Here is a 972-nt window from a genome sequence, read left to right on the forward strand (position 1 = left end):
GTCAGTCCTTGATCTCGCAGATGACGGCGCCGGAGGAGACGGAGGCACCGACCTCGGCGGTGATGCCCTTGACCGTGCCCGCGCGGTGCGCGTTCAGCGGCTGCTCCATCTTCATCGCTTCCAGGACCACGATCAGATCGCCCTCGGCGACCTCCTGGCCCTCCTCGACCGCGACCTTCACGATCGTGCCCTGCATCGGCGAGGCCAGCGCGTCACCCGACGCCGCCGAACCCGCCTTCTTCGCCGCACGCCGCTTCGGCTTCGCCCCACCCGCAGCCGCGGTCCGGGCGATCGTCATCCCCAGCGAGGACGGCAGCGACACCTCCAGACGCTTGCCACCCACCTCGACCACGACCGTCTCGCGGCCCGGGGCCTCCTCCTCATCCTCCACGACCGCACCCGCGAACGGAGGAATCGTGTTCTCGAACTCCGTCTCGATCCACCGCGTGTGGACCCTGAACGGATCGGCGGTGAACGCCTCGTCCCTCACCACCGCGCGGTGGAAGGGAATCGCGGTCGCCATACCCTCGACCGTGAACTCCCCCAGCGCACGCGCCGCACGCTGCAGCGCCTGCTCACGGCTGGCACCGGTCACGATCAGCTTCGCCAGCAGCGAGTCCCACGCCGGGCCGATCACCGAACCCGACTCCACCCCCGCGTCCAGACGCACACCCGGACCCGACGGAGCGTCGAAACGCGTCACCGTGCCCGGCGCGGGAAGGAAGTTACGGCCCGGGTCCTCACCATTGATACGGAACTCGAACGAGTGCCCGCGCACCGCCGGGTCCCCGTAACCGAGCTCCTCACCATCGGCGATACGGAACATCTCCCGCACCAGATCGATACCCGTGACCTCCTCGGTCACCGGGTGCTCGACCTGCAGACGCGTATTGACCTCCAGGAAGGAGATCGTCCCGTCCTGACCCACCAGGAACTCACACGTACCCGCACCCTCGTACCCGGCCTCCTTCA

At 68.5% G+C, this 972-nt stretch carries 1 protein-coding gene; it reads right to left on the bottom strand.

Translation table 11 applies throughout. From position 1 onward, the window contains the following. Position 1: 1 nt before the first annotated feature. On the bottom strand, positions 2–972 hold a 971-nt coding region (locus tag LUZ64_RS36680), incomplete at its 5' end, for an ATP-binding protein (RefSeq protein WP_232399075.1).

Source organism: Streptomyces albireticuli (assembly GCF_021228125.1).
Lineage (GTDB): Bacteria > Actinomycetota > Actinomycetes > Streptomycetales > Streptomycetaceae > Streptomyces > Streptomyces albireticuli.